This window comes from Ideonella alba (assembly GCF_018069875.1).
Taxonomy (GTDB): domain Bacteria; phylum Pseudomonadota; class Gammaproteobacteria; order Burkholderiales; family Burkholderiaceae_C; genus Ideonella; species Ideonella alba.
On the sequence record NZ_JAGQDF010000012.1, the window covers coordinates 76,630 to 93,139 of the forward strand.

Sequence of the window (16,510 nt, forward strand, 5' to 3'; positions counted from 1 at the left end):
AAGTCCGGGGCCAGTGCAGAGCTTGAGCGGGTTGATGCTGGCCTGTCTTGATGCATGTCATGCATTGGGCGCCGCGCCGGGCCTGCCGGCGGCCCTGCGCGCCGGGCGAGGACCGCGCCTCTCGCCGGTCGCGCAACACCGTGTCACGCGGCTGGCGCAGTTCGGGCCGCCCCATGAACGCGGTATGGCGACGCATGGGCGCCTGCGCGGAGCTCGGCGCCGGGGAGACTGCATCGTTCGGAGGGGCCCATGATTGATCTTCTCGGACCGCCTGGCCGTGGACGCGCCGCCTGCCTGATGGCGCTGTCCGTGCTGGCGCTGGCCTGCGCTGCTGCCCATGCCGCGCCCGCACGCTACAGCGCCACCGCACTGTCCAGCGGCAACAGCATGGCCTACGGACTCAATGCGCGCGGCGACGTGAGTCTGGCTGCGGATGACGTGGGTGGCGGCACGGCTGGCTGGGTCAAGGGTGTGCTGATCCCCGTGCCGATGGGCAGCGGCAGCCGAGTGTCCAGCGATGGCCGGGTGGGTGTGCTGGTGGACAACGGCGACGGCCGTCAGAGACCGGGCCTCTTTGACCTGCGCACCGGCGACGTGACGGTGGTGGGTCCGCCGCACACGCTGCCGCCGATCGTGCGCGACGCCAACCGGCAGGGGGTGGCTGTGGGCTATGCCAGCGAGGCGCCGCCGAACGCCGAGGTCTTCAGCGGCGGCTCCGAGCTGGAGCTGGGCCAGGGCAGCGTCAACGCCATCAACAGCCAAGGCGAGGTCGCTGGCACGCTGTGGCACACCGACCCGCTGAGCGGGGATGGCCAGTGGTGGGCGTTCAGCGCCGCGCCGGGGTCGACCGCGATCCAGTGGATCGCGCCGATCAACGGGGGCCTGTCGAACGAGGCCGTGGCCATGGACAGCCAACGGGTGGTGGGCGTCAGCGATGTGAACGCCGGCAGCGGTTCGGTGGCCTTCTACCACCACCTGCGCAATGGCCTGACCGTGCCGCTGGCCGGGCTGGGTGGCAGTGGAGCGGGGGCGCTGGGCGTGAACACCCATGGCGCGATCGTGGGCTGGGCGGCGACGCCCGGCGACGCCGACTACCGGGCCGTTCTGTGGACCGGCCGCAACCAGGTCCACGACCTGAACCAACTCAGCGATGTGCCGGCCGGCTGGTTGCTCTATGAGGCCGTCGACATCAACCCGAAGGGTCAGATCGTGGCCAATGGCGCCGATGCCGCCGGCAACCCGAAAGCCTTCCTGCTGACGCCGGTGTCAGGCGCACAGGCGCCGGCGACGGTGTCGCGCCCGCGGCTGTCGCCACGGATGCTGTGCGAGCAACTGCGCCCGTGGGTGCGGCTGCCGGGGACGAAGACGCCTGCGGCCTGCCGCTGGATGCGGGAGCGCTGACGCGAACGCCGGGCCTGACAGCCCGGCCGCTGCACGCAGCGCCGCGGCCTTGTGGTCTGCGTTCACGTCCGCTACGCGGACATGAACTTCGCCCCAAAGCCCAGGGTTCGCTGACGCGAACGCCGGGCCTGACAGCCCGGCCGCTGCACGCAGCGCCGCGGCCTTGTGGTCTGTTCTCTGGTCTCCGCTCACGTCGCTGCGCGACATGAGCGTCGCCCGCGCACAGCCAAGCCGCGCGCTGCGCGCCCGGGGGCCTTACAGGCCCGCTGCGGCCCGAAGGGCCGCAGCCTTGTCTGTACGCTCCCAGCTGAACTCGGGCTCTTCGCGGCCGAAGTGGCCGTAGGCCGCGGTCTTCTGGTAGATCGGGCGCAGCAGGTCGAGCATCTGGATGATGCCCTTGGGGCGCAGGTCGAAGTGGGCTTCGACCAGCTTGGCGATCTCGCTGTCGGGGATGACGCCGGTGCCCTCGGTGTAGACCGTGATGTTCATCGGCCGCGCCACGCCGATCGCGTAGGCCACCTGGATCTGGCACTGGCGCGCCAGGCCGGCGGCGACGATGTTCTTGGCCACGTAGCGGGCGGCATAGGCGGCCGAGCGGTCGACCTTGGTCGGGTCCTTTCCCGAGAACGCGCCGCCGCCGTGCGGGCAGGCGCCGCCGTAGGTGTCGACGATGATCTTGCGGCCGGTCAGGCCGCAGTCGCCCTGCGGGCCGCCGATGACGAAGCGGCCGGTCGGGTTGATCAGGTAGCGCGTGTCCTGCAGCCACTCCTTGGGCAGCACCGGCTTGATGATCTCCTCGATCACCGCCTCGGTGAAGCTGGCCTTCATCTTGGTGGGCGTCTCGGACTGGTCGGGGCTGTGCTGGGTGGACAGCACCACGGTGTCGATGCTGTGCGGCTTGCCGTCGACGTAGCGCATCGTCACCTGGCTCTTGGCGTCCGGGCGCAGGAAGGGCAGGCGGCCGTCCTTGCGCAGCTGCGCCTGGCGCTCGACCAGCCGGTGCGCGTAGTAGATCGGCGCGGGCATCAGCTCGGGCGTCTCGTCGCAGGCGTAGCCGAACATCAGGCCCTGGTCGCCGGCACCGGTGTTCAGGTGGTCGTCGCTGGCGTGGTCCACGCCCTGGGCGATGTCGTTGCTCTGCTTGTCGTAGGCCACCAGCACCGCGCAGCCCTTGTAGTCGATGCCGTACTCGGTGTTGTCGTAGCCGATGCGCTTGATCGTGTCGCGCGCGACCTGGATGTAGTCGACATGCGCGTTGGTGGTGATCTCGCCGGCCAGCACGACCAGACCGGTGTTGGTCAGGGTCTCGGCGGCCACGCGGCTGCGCGGGTCCTGGGCGAAGATGGCGTCCAGGATGGCGTCGGAGATCTGGTCGGCGACCTTGTCGGGATGGCCTTCCGAGACCGATTCGGAGGTGAAGAGATAATCGTTCGCCATGGTGCTCACTGCAGAAACGGTTGCGCGGTCTATCGAAGCTTCGACCGGCTCGGCAACCTGGGTGAGCGGCGAACGCTTTAGCGGCATTTGATCAGTGCGATTCTCAGTTGAACCCCACCGGCGTGGTCTGATGAACAGCCCCGCATCGCCCCGCAAGTTGTCCTGTTAACTCGGCGATGTCGGACATTTTACCAACGATCGGCATGGCCCTGCTGCGCTGGATGTCGCGCTGGCCCCTGGGCGCGCTGCACGCGCTGGGTGCTGGCCTGGGCTGGCTGACCTGGCTGGCCTCGCCCAGCTACCGCCGCCGTGTGCGCGCCAATGCCGACCTGGCCGGCGTCAGCGCCGCCGACCGTCGCCGCTCGGTGTCCGAGGCCGGCCGCATGGTCGGCGAGGTGCCCTGGCTGTGGCTGATGCCGCCCGAGGGCCAGGTGCTGCCGCGGGTGCGCTGGCAGGGCGCCGAGAAGGTGGACGCGGCGATTGCCGCCGGCCGCGGCCTGGTGCTGCTGACGCCGCACCTGGGCAGCTTCGAGGTGTCGGCCCGCGCGATCGTCGAGCGCTGGGGGGCGCAGCAGCCGCTGACCGTGCTGTACCGGCCGGCGCGCAACGCGTTCCTGCGCGAACTGGAAGAGACCGCCCGCCACCGCCCCGGCCTGGCCACCGCGCCGGCCAACCTCAGCGGCGTGCGCCAGATGCTGCGCGCGCTGAAGAAGGGCGAGATGGTCGGGCTGCTGCCCGACCAGGTGCCGCCCGAGGGCCAGGGCGTCTGGGCACCGTTCTTCGGCCAGCCCGCCTACACGATGACGCTGGCCGCCCGCCTGGTGCAGCAGACCGGCGCCGCGGTGCTGGTGCTGTGCTGCGAGCGCCTGCCCGGCGCGGCGGGCTTCGAGGTGCACCTGCTGGACCTGGTCGGGCCCCTGCCTGCCGGCAGCGACGAGGCCGCCCAGGTGCAGGCCGCCCGCATCGTGAACCGCACGATGGAGATGGTCATCGCCCGCTGGCCGCACCAGTACCTGTGGGGCTACCACCGCTACAAGCGCCCGCGTGCGGCACCGGGGACGCCCGGATGAGTGGCCGCAGCGACAACGGAATGGCCAATGCCGGCGCGCGCCTCGTGCTGGCGCTGGTCTGGCTGATCCACTGGCTGCCGATGGGCGCGCAGGATGCGCTGGGCCGCGGCCTGGGGCGGCTGCTGTGGTGGATCGGCGGCTCGCGCAAGCGCACCGCGCTGCGCAACCTGGCGCTGTGCTTTCCCGAGCGGCCAGCGGCCGAGCGCGGGGCGATCGCCCGCGAGCACTTCGGCTGGCTGGGCCGCAGCATCCTGGAGCGCGGCATGCTGTGGTACGCCAGCCCCGAGCGCCTGCGCCGGCTGATCCGGGTCGAGGGCGAGGTCGACTTCGCCGAACGCCAGCCCGGTGCGGTGATGTGGCTGGTGCCGCACTTCCTGGCGCTGGAGGTGGCCGGCGCGGCCTCGCAGCTGTTCCAGAAGCGCTGGGTGGTCTCCATCTATGCCGAGCAGTCCAACCCGGTGTTCGACCGCGCGATGCGCGCCGGGCGGCTGCGCTACGGCCAGGGCGAGCTGTTCTCGCGCCATGGCGAGCGCGCACTGCCCTTGGTGCGGGCGGTCAAGCGTGGCGCCGCGTTCATGAACCTGCCGGACATGGACTTCGGCCTGAAGGACGGGGCCTTCGTGCCCTTCTTCGGCGTGCCTGCGGCCACGCTGCTGGCGCCCGCGCGCATGGCGCGCAGCCTGCAGATGGCGGTGCAACCGGTGGTGGCCGAGATGCTGCCCGGCGGCCAGGGCTGGCGCGTGCGCTTCCTGCCGCCCTGGACCGATTTCCCTGGCGACGATGACCTCGCCGCCACCCGCCGCATCAACGCCTGGATCGAGCAGGAGATCCTGCGCAACCCGGCGCAGTACCTGTGGGTGCATCGGCGCTTCAAGACCCGCCCGCCCGGCGAGCCGTCGCTGTACCGCTGAGTGCGGCGAGGCGGCACGCCCCCGCCGCCCGCCGAGAGCGTCGGACGCCTGATAATCCGGCCCATGCTCGTCAAGTTCACCAAGATGCAGGGTGCCGGCAACGACTTCGTCGTGCTCGACGCCACCCGCGCCGCGCTCAAGCTCTCGCCCCGCCAGCTGCAGAAGCTGGGTGACCGCCGCTTCGGCGTCGGTGCCGACCAGATCCTCGTCGTCGAGCCCGCGCCTGACGACAGCGTCGACTTCCGCTACCGCATCTTCAACGGTGCCAGCGGCACCGAGGTCGAGCACTGCGGCAATGGTGCGCGCTGCTTCGTGCGCTACGTGCGTGACCACGGCCTGACCGACAAGTCGGTGGTGCGCGTGGCCACGATCAACAACCGGCTCGAGCTGCGCCTGCAGGCCGACGGCCGCGTCACCGTGGACATGAACCGCCCGCGCTTCGAGCCCGAGGCGCTGCCCTTTGACACCACCGGCCTGCAACCGCGCAGCCAGGGCCAGGCCCAGCTGTGGCCGCTGTCGCTGCCAGGCGGCCCGACGGTGGAGGTGGCGCTGGTGTCGATGGGCAACCCGCATGCGGTGCAGCGCGTCGAGGACGTGCGCACCGCCGCGGTGGCCGAACTCGGCCCGCTGATCGAATCGCATGCGCGCTTCCCGCGCAAGGTCAATGCCGGCTTCATGCAGGTCATCGACCGTGGGCAGATCGCGCTGCGCGTGTTCGAGCGCGACGCCGGCGAGACCCTGGCCTGCGGCACCGGCGCCTGCGCCGCGGTGGTGGCCGGCATCCGGCTGGGCTGGCTGGACGCCACGGTGGACGTTGAAACCCGCGGTGGCCGCCTGACGATTGAATGGGCGGGCGGCGACGCCCCGGTGCTGATGACCGGCCCCGCCGTGACCGTCTTTGAAGGAGAGATCGAGCTGTGAGCAATACGCCGGAGCGGGTGCAGGGCATCACCGAGGACGACATCGCCGACTACCTGGCCAACACGCCGGGCTTCTTCGAGCGCCACGCCGAACTGCTGGCTGCGGTGCAGCTGGCCAGCCCGCATGGCGGGCGGGCGGTGTCGCTGCAGGAGCGCCAGATCGACATGCTGCGCGAGCGCATCAAGGGCATGGAGCGCCGCTTCATGGACATGGTGCGGGCCGGCAATGACAACGCCTCGATCGCCCGCCGCATGCATGGCTGGACCTGCGCGCTGATGCGCGCCACCGACCCGGACGCGCTGCACGAAGCGGTCGTCGACGGCCTGAAGGAGCAGTTCCTGATCCCCCAGGTGGCCTTGCGCCTGTGGGGTGTCGACGGCGGGGGCCGTCCCTGGACCGAGGGCACCGACGAGGACCTGCACACCTTCGCCGCCAGCCTGAACGTGCCCTACTGCGGCCTGAACTCGGGCTTTGCCGCGGCGCAGTGGCTGGGCGGCGCGCCGGCGCAGTCGATGGCCATGATCCCGCTGCGCCGCGCCGGCGCCGGCAGCGCATGCTTCGGACTGCTGGTGCTGGGCTCGCCCGATGCGCTGCGCTACCAGGCCGACATGGGCACCGAGTTCCTCGAGCAACTGGGCGACATCGCCAGCGCTGCACTGGCGCGGCTGTTCCCGCGCTGACATGCCCCAACGCGCGCACGACGTCCCAGGCCTCCCCAGGCAGGCGCACTGACATGGATCCGCGTGCCGCCTTGCCCGACCCGCTGCCGCGCTACCTGACGCACCTGCGCGTCGAGCGCCGGGTGGCGGCGCGCACGCTGGCGCTGTACGAAGACGCGCTGCGCCGGCTGGCCGATGGCCTGGCCACGCAGGAGGTGCCGCTGGCCCGCACCCAGCCGCACCATGTGCGCGGGCTGGTGGCCTCGCTGCACGGGGCCGGGCTGTCGCCGCGCAGCCTGGCGCTGCAGCTGTCGGCCTGGCGCGGCTTCTTCCGCTGGTGGGGACGCGAGGGCGCGGTGGCGGCCAACCCGGTGGACGGCGTGCGGGCCCCCAAGGCCGCCAAGCCGCTGCCCAAGGCGCTGCCGGTGGACCAGGCGGTGGCGCTGGCGGCCCATGAGGATGCCGCCGACGACCCGGCGCTGGCGGCGCGCGACCACGCGATCGCCGAGCTGCTCTACGGCGGCGGCCTGCGCGTGGGCGAGCTGGTCGGCCTGGACTGCGCGGCCGGGCCGCAGGCGGCCGGCTGGGTCGACCTGGCCGATGGCACCGCGCATGTGCTGGGCAAGGGCCGCAAGCGGCGCAGCGTGCCGATCGGCGAGGCAGCGGTGACGGCGCTGCGCGCCTGGCTGACGCAGCGCAGCGCGATGGCCGCCGAGGGCGAGGCCGCGCTGTTCGTCGGCCAGCGTGGCCAGCGGCTGAGCGACAGCCAGGTGCGCTCGCGCCTGCGCCGCCTGGCGCTGCAGGCCGGTCTGCCCACGCCGGTGCACCCGCACATGCTGCGCCACAGCTTCGCCTCGCACCTGCTGCAGTCCAGCGGCGACCTGCGCGCGGTGCAGGAGCTGCTGGGCCACGCCAGCATCAGCACCACCCAGGTCTACACGCGGCTGGACTACCAGCACCTGGCCAAGGTCTACGACGCGGCGCATCCGCGCGCCCGGCGCAAGGGTTGAGCCGGATCGGGCGCACCAGCCCGGGCGCCTAACATCGCCGCGCATCAAGGGGACAGGCATGCAGCAGAGATGGCGATGGGCGCTGGGCGCCGCGGTGCTGGCAATCGCCGGCCTGGCCGGCGCCGCCGAGCCGAGCTTCCAGATCACGCCGGTCGACGACGCCTGGTTCAAGGCCTTGCCGATGGACCCGCAGGCCGCCACCGATGCGTTCATGGCGCGCATCCCGCCCGAGGTCCAGGCGCGCGCCAATGCCTACTTCGAGGGCGGCTACTGGCTGCAGCTGTGGAACTTCCTGCTCGGCCTGGCAGTCGCCGCGCTGCTGCTGTTCACGCCCTGGTCCACGCGCTGGCGCGATGCGCTGCGCCAGCGGCTGCCCCGGCCCTTCCTGGCCGACGCCGCCTACGGCGCGCTGTACCTGCTGGCCGGCACCGTGCTGACGCTGCCCTTGTCGATCTACCAGGGCTTCGTGCGCGAGCGCGCCTACGGCCTGGCCACGCAGGACTTCGGGGCCTGGTTCGGCGAACAGCTGATGCAGACCGGCATCAGCCTGCTGCTGGGCGGCCTGGCGATCGGCCTGCTGTATGCGGTGCTGCGCTCCAGCGGGGCGCGCTGGTGGCTGTGGGGCGCGGTGGCGATGACCAGCGTGATGGCGGTGACGATCGCCATCGGACCGGTGTTCATCGAGCCGCTGTTCAACACCTACCGGCCGATGCCCGACGGCCTGCTGAAGGACCAGCTGCTGCGCATGGCGCAGGCCAACGGTGTGCCGGTGGACAACGTCCTGGTCTTTGACGCCTCGCGCCAGAGCACCCGCGTCAGTGCCAACGTCGCGGGCCTGATGGGCACCGCCGCCGTGCGCCTGAACGACAACCTGCTCAACCGCGCCAGCCCCGATGAGGTGGTGGCGGTGATGGCCCACGAGATCGGTCACTACGCGCTGAACCACATCCCGAAGATGCTGCTGGAATTCGGCGTGCTGATCGCCGCGGGCTTCCTGTTCTGCGACGCGGTGATGCGCGCGCTGCTGGCGCGCTGGGGCACCCGCTGGCGCCTCCAGGGCATGGCCGACGTCGGCGGCCTGCCGCTGCTGGCCGCGGTGTTCGCCACCTGGATGTTCCTGGCCACGCCGCTGCTCAACACCATCATCCGCGTGCACGAGGTCGAGGCCGACCTGTGGGGCCTGAACCTGGCGCGTGAGCCGCTGGCCGAGGCCGAGGTGCTGCTCAAGCTGGTCGAATACCGCAAGCCCGACCCCGGCCCGATCGAGGAATTCATCTTCTTCGACCATCCCAGCACCCGCACCCGCGTCTTCAACGCGATGCAGTGGCGCGCCCAGCTGGGCGACGGCGCCGAGCCGTGAGCCCGGCGCGCCTGTGCCTGCTGAACCCGCACGCGGCCGGCGGCCGCGGCGCCGCGCTGGCGCCGGCGCTGGAGGCTGCCCTGCACGCGGCCGGCGGGCCGCCGCTGCGCTGCCCGTCCAGCGTGGCCGCGGCGCGCGCCGAGATTGCCGCGCTGCCCGCCGGCAGCCGGGTGCTGGTGGCGGGCGGCGACGGCACACTGCAGCACCTGCTGTCCGCCGTGCTCGCGGGGGACCATGAGCTGGCGCTGCTGCCCTGCGGCACCGGCAACGACCTGGCGCGGGCACTGGGCCTGCGCCGCGGCGACTGGCGCGCCGCGCTGCAGGGGGCGCTGCAGGCACCGGCGCGGCCGATCGATCTGGGCGAGTTGTGCGCCGACGGCGGCGCGCCGCAGCCCTTCGCCTCCAGCCTGTGCGTCGGCTTTGACGCGGCGGTGGGCGCGGCGGCGCTGTCCGGCCCGCGCAGGCTGCGCGGGATGCCGCGCTACCTGTGGGCCACGCTGCGCACGCTGGCGCGGCTGCAGCGCTACCCGCTGCGCCTGCAGGTGGATGGCGCCCCCGGACCGGCCGGCCCCTGCCTGTTCGCGTCCTCGCTGAACACGCCGACCTATGCCAGCGGCATGCCGGTGGCGCCGGGCGCGCGCATCGACGACGGCCGGCTATCGCTGGTGCGGGCCGCCGCGCTGGGGCGGGTCGGCACGCTGCTGGCGCTGCCGCTGCTGCTGGCGGGCTGGCACCTGCACCACCCGCGCATCCGGCTGCTGCCCTTCCGGCACCTGCGCCTGGAGGGCGATGCGCCGCTGCCGCTGGCCCTGGATGGCGAGCCGGTGGCGCCGGCCCGGGTGGTGGAGGTCCGCGTGCGCCCGGCGGCGCTGCGGGTGGTGCAGGCTCAGCGGTAGTAGCCGGCCCGGGACATCTCGCGCTCGGCCGCCACCTGCGAGGCCTTCAGCGCCTCGGTCAGCGTGAGCTGGTCGGCCAGCAGCAGGCCCATCTGCCGGCCCACCTCGTTGCCGACCGTCGGGAACTCGGCGATCGAGGCGAACTGCACGCCCACATAGGGGCTGCGCGGCAGCGTCGCGTCCTGCGGGTTGGCCAGCTCGATGGCGGCCAGCTCGGCGGTGGCAAAGCGCGCCGCCCGCTTGAACTCGGGGTTGGCATAGGTGCTGCGCCGGGTGCCAGTGGGCACATGCGCCCAGCCGCGGTTGCGCGCCACCAGCTGCACGTAGTCCTTGCTGGTGGCCCAGGTGACGAAGCGCATCGCCTGCGCCACCTTGGTCGAGCCGGCCGGCACCGCCAGGTTCCAGCTCCACAGCCAGCCCGCCCCCTTGGGGGTGACGGCGGTGGGCGCCATCGCCAGTCCCACCTGAGCGGCCACCCGCGAGCGCTGGGGATCGGTGATGGCGGACGCTGCGATGGAAGCGTCGACCCACACGCCGCAGCGCCCCGCACTGAACAGCGCCAGCAGCTGGTTGTAGCCCAGCGTCCAGGGCTGCGGCGGGCCGTAGCGCTTCATCAGGTCGGCATACAGGCCGATCGCCTCGCGCCAGGGGCGGCTGTCGATCTGCGGCCGCCAGCCCATGTCGAACCACTGGCCACCATGGGTGTTGACCAGGGTGCTCAGCAGCGCCATGTTCTCGCCCCAGCCGGGCTTGCCGCGCAGGCAGATGCCGTAGCGGCCGCGTTGGGGGTCGTGCAGGCGCGCGGCCAGCGCCTTCACCTGGGCCCAGGTGGGGCGGTCGGGCAGGGGGAGGCCGGCCTGCTCGGCCAGGTCCTTGCGGTACATCAGCAGCGAGCCCTCGCCGTAGAAGGGGGCGGCGTAGAGCTTGCCGCCCACGCTCAGCCCGCCGCGCACCGCGGGCAGCAGGTCGTCGACGTCGTAGGCGGCGTCGGTGGCGATCGGCTGCAGCCAGCCCTTGCGTGCCCAGATCGGTGTCTCGAACATGCCGATCGTCATCACATCGAAGCGCCCGCCCTTGCGGGCGATGTCGGCGCTGACCTGTTCGCGCAGGGCGCCTTCGGGCAGCGTGACCCACTTCAGGCGGATGTCCGGGTGGCTGCGCTCGAACGCGGGCGAGAGCTTCTGCATCTCCAGCATGTGCGCGTTGTCCACCGTGGCAATCACCAGCTCAGTGGCCGCCTGCGCGCCCGCAGCCAGACCGGTCAGGGCCAGGACCAGAAGAGCGGTTCTCGGCGACATGGCGGCTCCCGGGGTGAAGGGCTGGCGCGGACGGCGCATCGGCGCGATTGTCGGCGCAGCGGGCGACAATCGGGGCATGAAAGTCATCCGCTTGCGAGAAGGCAAGGAACGTTCGCTGCTGCGCCAGCACCCCTGGGTGTTCGCCGGCAGCGTGGCCAAGGGCAAGGCCGACCCTGGCGAGACCGTGCGCGTGGAGGCCGACGACGGCCGTTTCCTGGCCTGGGCCGCGTTCAGCCCCAGCTCCATGATCCGCGTGCGCGCCTGGAGCTTCGACGAGGCCGAGCGCATCGACGCCGGCTTCTTCCAGCGCCGCCTGCAGGCCGCGGTGGCGATGCGCCAGCGCCTGGCCATCCAGAGCAATGGCGTGCGCCTGGTGCACGGCGAGGCCGACGGCCTGCCGGGCCTGATCGTCGACCGCTACGACGACATCCTCAGCGTGCAGTTCCTCTCGGCCGGCACCGAGCGCTGGAAGGACGTGATCGCCGACGCGCTGCTGCAGGTCACCGGCTGCCAGCGCCTGTTCGAGCGCAGCGACTCGGGCGTGCGCCAGATGGAGGGCCTGGCGCCCGCCAAGGGCTGGCTGCGTGGCGAGGGGTCCACCACCGTGACCCTGCAGGAACACGCGATCCGCCTGACGGTGGATGTCGAGGAAGGCCACAAGACCGGCTACTACCTGGACCAGCGCGAGAACCGCGCGCTCTTCGCCCGGCTGGTGCGGCAGTTCGGCTGCAAGAGCGTGCTGAACTGCTACAGCTACACCGGCGGCTTCAGCGTGGCGGCGCTGGCCGGCGGCGCCACCGAGGTGATCAGCGTCGATTCATCGGGCCCGGCACTGGCGCGCGCCGACGCCCATGTGCTGCTCAATGGCTTCGACCCGGCGCACCACACCTCGATGGATGCCGACGTCAACGGCACGCTGCGCCAGCTGCTCAAGGACGGCCGGCAGTTCGATGCCATCGTGCTGGACCCGCCGAAGTTCGCCCCCAGCGCGGCCCACGCCGACCGCGCCAGCCGCGCCTACAAGGACATCAACCGCCTGGGCCTGAAGCTGCTGAAACCCGGCGGCCTGCTGCTGACCTTCAGCTGCTCGGGCGGCATCGGCGCCGAGCTGTTCCACAAGATCGTCGCCGGCGCCGGTCTGGACGCCGGTGTGGATGCCTACCTGATGCAGCGCCTGGAAGCCTCCAGCGACCACCCCACCACGCTGTGCTTCCCGGAGGGCGAGTACCTCAAGGGCTTGGCGCTGCTGCGGCGCTGAGCCAGGCCGCGCCCGCGATGCCCAAGGCGCCGATCCTGGTCCTGTGCCACGGCTCGGCCGGTGACGTGCATCCGCTGCTGGGCCTGGCCCGGCGTCTGGCCGACCGCGGCCACCCGGTGCAGGTGCTGTGCGGCCGGCTGCACCTGGGCGCGGCACAGCGCCTGGGCCTGAACGCCCAGGCGGTGGACACCGACGCGCTGCCTCCCCAGGCCGTGCACGGCCCGGGGCTGTGGCCCGCGCCGCTGCTGTGGCGCCGCGTGCTGCAGGCCGCGCGCGCCAGCCTGCCGCTGGCCCTGGCCTGGCTGGACCGCTGGCCCGCCGACGGCCCGCGGCCGGTGCTGGTGGCCGGCAGCTTTGCGCTGGCCGGGCCGCTGCTGCGTGAGCTGCGCGGCCTGCGGCTGCTGACCGTGCACCTCTCGCCGGCGGTGGTGCCCAGCGACACGCTGGCGGTGCGCCTGGGCGATCTGCAGATGCCCGCCTGGTGGCCGCAGCGCTGGCGTCCGGCGACGATCCGCTGGGCCGAGCGCTGGCTGTTCGATCCGGTGGTGGCGCCCGGCGTGAACGCGCTGCGCGCCGAATGGGGCCTGCCGCCGGTGCAGCGGGTGCTGGGCCGCTGGCTGCATTCACCCGATGGCGCGGTGGCGCTGTTCCCGCCGGCCTTCGCGCCGGTGCTGCCGCCGCCGGGCCTGGCGGTGCAGCAGCTAGGCTTTCCGCTGTTCGACCCGCCGCGCGCCGACGCCCGCTGCCTGGCCGACGACCCCGAGCTGCTGCAGTTCCTGCAGGACGGCCCGCCGCCGGTGGTGTTCTATCCGGCGTCGGCGCGGCGCGATGCGCGCGTCTTCCTGGGCCGCGCGCTGGCGCTGGTGCGTGAACCCGGCAGCCCGGTGCGCCGCGCGGTGCTGATCAGCCGCGACCGCGACGGCCTGCAGGCGCTGGGCCCGCTGCCTGCGGGCGTGTTGCAGCGCGACTTCGTGCCCTTCGAGGAACTGCTGCCGCGCAGTGCCGCGCTGGTCCACCTGGGCGGCATCGGCGCCGCCGCGCAGGCGCTGCGCGCCGGCATTCCCCAGCTGGCGCTGCCGCTGCACCACGACCAGTTCGACAACGCCCAGCGGCTGCAGGACCTGGGCGTGGCGCGCTGGGTGCGCAAGCACCAGTCGGCGACCGTGCTGGCGCGCGCGCTGAGCGAGCTGCAGGCCGACCCGCGCACCGCCCAGGCCTGCGCCGTCTGGCGCGAGCGCCTGTCAGCCGCGCCCAACGCGCTGACGCAGGCGGCGGACGCGGTCCAGGCGCTGGCCTGAGGCGATGCGCGCGGCAGGTGCTCAGTCGGCGTCCGCAGCCCAGGTCAGCAGGCCGCGGCCACCCTCGTCCAGGGCGTGGCGCGGCGCGGGCAGGGCGGCCTCGGGCAGGCTGAAGCGCACCCGCACCATGCCGCCGGCGCCCAGCTTCACGCCGCCAAAGTAGCGCACCACGGTGGCCAGCACGCCGTCCAGGTCCTGGTGGCGCAGCACCTCCAGCATCGGCCGGCCCGCGGTGCCGCTGGGTTCGCAATCGTCGACCGCGGCGCTCTGGCCGCCGGCCATCAGCGCCCAGCAGACATGGGCCGCGCCCGGGTGCTCGGCCCGCAGGGCGGCCACCACCGCCAGTGCCTCGGCACGGTTGGCCACCGGCTGCACGCAGCCAATGAAACGGCTCTTGCGGATCAACTGCTCGGCCCGTGCAGGCCCGGCCAGCGTGCTGGGCATGGCGCGGTTAACGGGCCGGCCGGTCGGGCGCCGGCACGGTGGGCGCGAACTTCGCCCGCTTGGTGGCGAAGAAGGCCTTCACGTTGCGCACATTGGCGTCCTGGGTGAACAGGCGCTGGCTCAGCGCCAGGTAGCCCGGCATGTCGGGCGCCCAGACGGCCAGCATGAAGTCGGGGCCGGGCGAGACGCGCCAGCACTGCTGCACCGCCGCTTCGGCCACCACGCGGGCTTCGAAGGCGTCCAGGTGCTCGGCGCCCTGGCGGTCCAGGCTGACCTCGCACAGCGCGGTCAGCCCGCGGCCGGCGAAGGCCGGGGCCAGCAGCACGGTGAAGCGCTCGACCACGCCTGCCTCGCGCAGGCGCTTGACGCGCCGCAGCGCGGTGGCCGGCGAGACGTGCGCCGCCTCGGCCAGCGCCTGGTTGGTCAGGCTGGCATCGGCCTGCAGCAGGTCCAGCAGGCGCCAGTCGATCGCATCCAGCTCGATGGAAAATTCCAAGATGTAATCGAGTTTGAATGAATCTGCCAATTCTGGCTGATCATGATCAAAAATTCCATTCACATCAACATCTGGCAAACATCTTTCTTCCAGGCCTGACTACGATGCCGCCCAGTCCAACCTCCAGGTGAACCCCCATGTGTGGCATCGTCGGCGCGGTCAGCACGCGCAACATCGTCCCCGTCCTCGTCCAGGGCCTGCAGCGGCTGGAGTACCGCGGCTATGACAGCTGCGGCGTGGCGGTGCACCAGGACGGCGAGCTGCGCCGCAGCCGCTCCACCGCCCGCGTGGCCGAGCTGCAGGCGCAGGTCGACACCGACGGCGTGGCCAGCGGCACCGGCATCGCCCACACCCGGTGGGCCACCCACGGCGCGCCGGCGGTGCACAACGCCCACCCGCACTTCAGCAACGGGCGCATCGCGCTGGTCCACAACGGCATCATCGAGAACCACGACGAGCTGCGCGCCGAATTGCAGGCCAAGGGCTACGTTTTCGAGAGCCAGACCGACACCGAGGTCATCGCCCACCTGGTGCACCAGCTCTACGACGGCGACCTCTTCGAGGCCGTGCAGCAGGCCGTGGCGCGCCTGAAGGGCGCCTACGCGATCGCCGTGTTCAGCCGCGACGAGCCGCACCGCGTGGTGGGCGCGCGCGAGGGCTCGCCACTGATTCTGGGCGTGGGCACCGGCGCCGACGAGGGCGCCACCTACCTGGCGTCCGATGCGATGGCGCTGGCCGGCGTGACCGACCGCATCGTCTACCTGGAAGAGGGCGACGTGGTCGACCTGCAACTGGGCAAGCACTGGATCGTCACGCGCCAGCCCGGCGGCGGCTTCAAGCCGGTGCAGCGCGAGGTCAAGACCGTGCAGGCCCACAGCGGCGCCGCCGAGCTGGGCCCCTACCGCCACTACATGCAAAAGGAAATCTTCGAGCAGCCGCGCGCGATTGCCGACACGCTGGAGGGCGTGGAGGGCATCACACCCGAGCTGTTCGGCGACAGCGCCTTCCGCGTGTTCCAGGAGATCGACCGTGTGCTGATCCTGGCCTGCGGCACCAGCTACTACAGCGGCAGCACCGCCAAGTACTGGCTGGAGAGCATCGCCCGCATCCCCACCAGCGTGGAGATCGCCAGCGAGTACCGCTACCGCGACAGCGTGCCCGACCCGCGCACCCTGGTGGTCACCATCAGCCAGAGCGGCGAGACCGCCGACACCCTGGCCGCGCTGAAGCACGCGCGGTCACTGGGCATGCCGCACACCCTGACCATCTGCAACGTGGCCACCAGCGCCATGGTGCGCGAGTGCGAACTGGCCTACATCACCCGCGCCGGCGTGGAAGTGGGCGTGGCCAGCACCAAGGCCTTCACCACCCAGCTGGCCGGCCTGTTCCTGCTGACGCTGGCGCTGGCCCAGGTGCGCGGCACCATCACCCCTGCCCAGGAGGCCGAGCACCTCAAGGCCATGCGCCACCTGCCGGTGGCCCTGCAGGCCGTGCTGGCGCTGGAGCCCCAGGTGGTGGCCTGGGCCGAGGCCTTCGCCCGCAAGGAAAACGCGCTCTTCCTGGGCCGCGGCCTGCACTACCCGATCGCGCTGGAAGGCGCGCTCAAGCTCAAGGAAATCAGCTACATCCACGCCGAGGCCTACCCCGCGGGTGAGCTCAAGCACGGCCCGCTGGCCCTGGTCACCGCCGAGATGCCGGTGGTCACCGTGGCCCCGAACGACGCGCTGCTGGAAAAACTCAAGAGCAACCTGCAGGAAGTCCGCGCCCGCGGCGGCGAACTCTTCGTCTTCGCCGACAGCGACACCCGCATCGACAGCGGCGAAGGCCTGCACGTCATCCGCATGCCCGAACATTACGGCGCGCTCAGCCCCATCCTGCATGTGGTGCCGCTGCAGTTGCTGGCGTATCACACGGCGTGCGCGCGGGGGACGGATGTGGACAAGCCCAGGAACCTGGCCAAGTCGGTGACGGTGGAGTGACCGTGGCCGACTGCAGTCGGTCGCCGGGTGTCTCTCGATCGGTGGCTATCGACCCTCAGCAGTCATTGCGCG

General features: G+C 72.1%; 14 protein-coding genes and 1 pseudogene. 11 read left to right on the plus strand and 4 right to left on the minus strand.

Annotated features, from left to right (window positions below; translation table 11 throughout):
• Positions 1 to 249 precede the first annotated feature (249 nt).
• Positions 250 to 1,401 (plus strand): hypothetical protein, encoded by a 1,152-nt coding sequence (locus KAK07_RS18885; RefSeq protein WP_210862557.1) that lies wholly within the window; start codon positions 250 to 252, stop codon positions 1,399 to 1,401.
• A gap of 255 nt (positions 1,402 to 1,656) precedes the next feature.
• Here the strand turns inward: KAK07_RS18885 and metK are convergent, their stop codons facing one another.
• The gene (metK, locus tag KAK07_RS18890; RefSeq protein ID WP_210851552.1) at positions 1,657 to 2,838 is read right to left on the minus strand and encodes a methionine adenosyltransferase; all 1,182 of its coding nucleotides are present in this window, start codon (positions 2,836 to 2,838) and stop codon (positions 1,657 to 1,659) included.
• Positions 2,839 to 3,041: 203 nt separating this feature from the next.
• Between metK and KAK07_RS18895 the strand changes: the two genes are divergently transcribed.
• The 7 genes from KAK07_RS18895 to KAK07_RS18925 all read left to right on the plus strand — a co-directional run bounded on the left by KAK07_RS18895 (position 3,042) and on the right by KAK07_RS18925 (position 9,665).
• Entirely contained in the window at positions 3,042 to 3,908 is an 867-nt protein-coding gene (locus tag KAK07_RS18895) for a lysophospholipid acyltransferase family protein (protein ID WP_210862559.1), read from the plus strand.
• Positions 3,905 to 4,819, plus strand: a complete 915-nt coding sequence (locus tag KAK07_RS18900) for a lysophospholipid acyltransferase family protein (RefSeq protein ID WP_247664470.1) — start codon at positions 3,905 to 3,907, stop codon at positions 4,817 to 4,819. Before KAK07_RS18895 ends, KAK07_RS18900 begins: the two co-directional genes overlap by 4 nt.
• Before the next feature lie 63 nt (positions 4,820 to 4,882).
• Positions 4,883 to 5,740, plus strand: coding sequence for a diaminopimelate epimerase (gene dapF / locus KAK07_RS18905; protein ID WP_210862561.1), 858 nt, complete (start codon positions 4,883 to 4,885; stop codon positions 5,738 to 5,740).
• On the plus strand, positions 5,737 to 6,420 hold the full coding sequence (locus tag KAK07_RS18910; RefSeq protein WP_210862563.1) for a DUF484 family protein: 684 nt from the start codon (positions 5,737 to 5,739) through the stop codon (positions 6,418 to 6,420). The genes dapF and KAK07_RS18910 overlap by 4 nt, the downstream gene beginning before the upstream one ends.
• A gap of 53 nt (positions 6,421 to 6,473) precedes the next feature.
• Positions 6,474 to 7,409: a tyrosine-type recombinase/integrase gene (locus KAK07_RS18915; RefSeq protein WP_210862565.1), complete on the plus strand. Its 936-nt coding sequence runs from the start codon at positions 6,474 to 6,476 to the stop codon at positions 7,407 to 7,409.
• A 58-nt stretch (positions 7,410 to 7,467) separates the two neighbouring features.
• A complete protein-coding gene (locus KAK07_RS18920; protein ID WP_210862567.1) occupies positions 7,468 to 8,769 on the plus strand; it encodes a M48 family metallopeptidase in 1,302 nt (433 codons plus the stop codon).
• Positions 8,766 to 9,665, plus strand: coding sequence for a diacylglycerol/lipid kinase family protein (locus KAK07_RS18925; RefSeq protein WP_210862569.1), 900 nt, complete (start codon positions 8,766 to 8,768; stop codon positions 9,663 to 9,665). Before KAK07_RS18920 ends, KAK07_RS18925 begins: the two co-directional genes overlap by 4 nt.
• Here KAK07_RS18925 and KAK07_RS18930 read toward each other — a convergent pair.
• Positions 9,656 to 10,963 carry an ABC transporter substrate-binding protein gene (locus KAK07_RS18930; protein ID WP_210862571.1) on the minus strand — a complete coding sequence of 436 codons (1,308 nt, stop codon included), beginning with the start codon at positions 10,961 to 10,963 and terminating at the stop codon, positions 9,656 to 9,658. The genes KAK07_RS18925 and KAK07_RS18930 overlap by 10 nt on opposite strands.
• Positions 10,964 to 11,039: 76 nt before the next feature.
• On the opposite strand from KAK07_RS18930, the gene KAK07_RS18935 reads away from it, so the two are divergent.
• On the plus strand, positions 11,040 to 12,221 hold the full coding sequence (locus KAK07_RS18935; RefSeq protein WP_210862573.1) for a class I SAM-dependent rRNA methyltransferase: 1,182 nt from the start codon (positions 11,040 to 11,042) through the stop codon (positions 12,219 to 12,221).
• Between the two features lie 17 nt (positions 12,222 to 12,238).
• Positions 12,239 to 13,519, plus strand: coding sequence for a nucleotide disphospho-sugar-binding domain-containing protein (locus KAK07_RS18940; protein ID WP_210862575.1), 1,281 nt, complete (start codon positions 12,239 to 12,241; stop codon positions 13,517 to 13,519).
• Between the two features lie 120 nt (positions 13,520 to 13,639).
• On the opposite strand, the pseudogene KAK07_RS18945 reads toward KAK07_RS18940, so the two are convergent.
• Positions 13,640 to 13,963 (minus strand): annotated as a pseudogene (locus tag KAK07_RS18945) (IMPACT family protein); the annotation flags it as partial.
• Positions 13,964 to 13,970: 7 nt separating this feature from the next.
• The gene (locus KAK07_RS18950; protein ID WP_210862579.1) at positions 13,971 to 14,459 is read right to left on the minus strand and encodes an Lrp/AsnC family transcriptional regulator; all 489 of its coding nucleotides are present in this window, start codon (positions 14,457 to 14,459) and stop codon (positions 13,971 to 13,973) included.
• A gap of 137 nt (positions 14,460 to 14,596) precedes the next feature.
• Here KAK07_RS18950 and glmS point away from each other — a divergent pair, with 137 nt between their 5' ends.
• Positions 14,597 to 16,438, plus strand: coding sequence for a glutamine--fructose-6-phosphate transaminase (isomerizing) (gene glmS, locus KAK07_RS18955; protein ID WP_210862581.1), 1,842 nt, complete (start codon positions 14,597 to 14,599; stop codon positions 16,436 to 16,438).
• Positions 16,439 to 16,510: the final 72 nt, after the last annotated feature.

Coding starts and splice junctions, on each gene's coding strand:
- KAK07_RS18885 (WP_210862557.1), top strand. CDS start 250: ATGATTGATCTTCTCGGACCGCCTGGCCGTGGACGCGCCGCCTGCCTG.
- metK (WP_210851552.1), bottom strand. CDS start 2,838: ATGGCGAACGATTATCTCTTCACCTCCGAATCGGTCTCGGAAGGCCAT.
- KAK07_RS18895 (WP_210862559.1), top strand. CDS start 3,042: ATGGCCCTGCTGCGCTGGATGTCGCGCTGGCCCCTGGGCGCGCTGCAC.
- KAK07_RS18900 (WP_247664470.1), top strand. CDS start 3,905: ATGAGTGGCCGCAGCGACAACGGAATGGCCAATGCCGGCGCGCGCCTC.
- dapF (WP_210862561.1), top strand. CDS start 4,883: ATGCTCGTCAAGTTCACCAAGATGCAGGGTGCCGGCAACGACTTCGTC.
- KAK07_RS18915 (WP_210862565.1), top strand. CDS start 6,474: ATGGATCCGCGTGCCGCCTTGCCCGACCCGCTGCCGCGCTACCTGACG.
- KAK07_RS18920 (WP_210862567.1), top strand. CDS start 7,468: ATGCAGCAGAGATGGCGATGGGCGCTGGGCGCCGCGGTGCTGGCAATC.
- KAK07_RS18930 (WP_210862571.1), bottom strand. CDS start 10,963: ATGTCGCCGAGAACCGCTCTTCTGGTCCTGGCCCTGACCGGTCTGGCT.
- KAK07_RS18935 (WP_210862573.1), top strand. CDS start 11,040: ATGAAAGTCATCCGCTTGCGAGAAGGCAAGGAACGTTCGCTGCTGCGC.
- KAK07_RS18940 (WP_210862575.1), top strand. CDS start 12,239: ATGCCCAAGGCGCCGATCCTGGTCCTGTGCCACGGCTCGGCCGGTGAC.
- glmS (WP_210862581.1), top strand. CDS start 14,597: ATGTGTGGCATCGTCGGCGCGGTCAGCACGCGCAACATCGTCCCCGTC.